At 36.3% G+C, this 1,122-nt stretch carries 1 protein-coding gene and 1 pseudogene; both read right to left on the reverse strand.

Translation table 11 applies throughout. The features are described 5' to 3' along the window. Positions 1-697 (reverse strand): SDR family NAD(P)-dependent oxidoreductase (locus HU235_RS22140; RefSeq protein WP_174881616.1); only part of this gene is annotated, 697 nt, incomplete at its 3' end. Between the two features lie 225 nt (positions 698-922). Then, positions 923-1,122, reverse strand: a pseudogene (locus tag HU235_RS22145) (TetR/AcrR family transcriptional regulator); the annotation flags it as partial.

Here is a 1,122-nt window from a genome sequence, read left to right on the forward strand (position 1 = left end):
TTATAATTTCTTCTCCCGTTATGACCCCATAGCCTGGAATATTCCAATTTTGATTATATGCCTTATCTGTTAACGCTAATTCAACGATAGCCTTTGCTCCATCTGGCGTATATATAAATTCCCTTGCAATGTTTTTATTTCCAATTATTCCTGTGTTCTTATTTTTCACTACTTTTTCAAATGTATAATGCAGTAATGTATTGCTCGCATTAGGTCCATAAAAGTCTGGAAAATGAGCGATAATCGTTGGAACATGAGAGGCTTGATAAATTTGTTCAAGCTGTAATCTGATTTTCCCCTTTTTTGTATGGGGATTTTTCGGTGCGTTTTCAGTAACCAATTCATTTGGCTTTCGACCATATGCATATATATTGTCAACAACAGCAAGCTTTGCTGATTGGACCTTTGCAGCCTCAACAATATGTCGAACGATTTGTGCAAGATCCTCCTCCCACTGAGAATACGGGATATTTGCCGAGTGGAAAATAACATCAGCACCTTTAGCAGCTGAAATAACATCCTCCTTCTTTCGTAAATCACCCTCTTTTACTGTAACAAGGTTATTTTGATGAAATAATTGCATAAGTCTATCTTTTCTTCTGGCAAAGGCAACAACCTCAATTCCTCTATCTGTTAATTCATTGACAATCGAATACCCCATTCCACCTGATGCTCCCAATACTAATGCTTTTTTCATATCAATTCCTCTTTTCATCAGTTTATTAACCAGTGGTCAAATAAGTTTAAAAAAAAGCTATCTTTGTAAACTCTGTTACCCTTTACTAGTGATGAGGACTCTTCGTTCCTACAGATGCTAACCATTCCGCGTGGATGGCGGTGAGCCTTATCTGTAGGAACACACGCAAAAGTCTCACCTGCACCATTTTCTAAGCAAAATTCTTGCTGGTTGCTTCCACCTGGCTTAGTTATAAATAGCTTTTACTAAAAAGTCTGCATGAGCATATGCTAAATCTTTAACATCCTCAAATGTGCTCACATTTTGCAAATAATGTGTTACAAACCCATGTAATGAAATAAAGATAGACCAAATCTCCTGTAATGTTACTTTTTTCTCTGTTAACATATACACGCTTTGGGCAAATTTTTCATAACTTATATTTG

This window comes from Metabacillus niabensis (assembly GCF_902829255.1).
Taxonomy (GTDB): Bacteria; Bacillota; Bacilli; order Bacillales; family Bacillaceae; genus Metabacillus; species Metabacillus niabensis.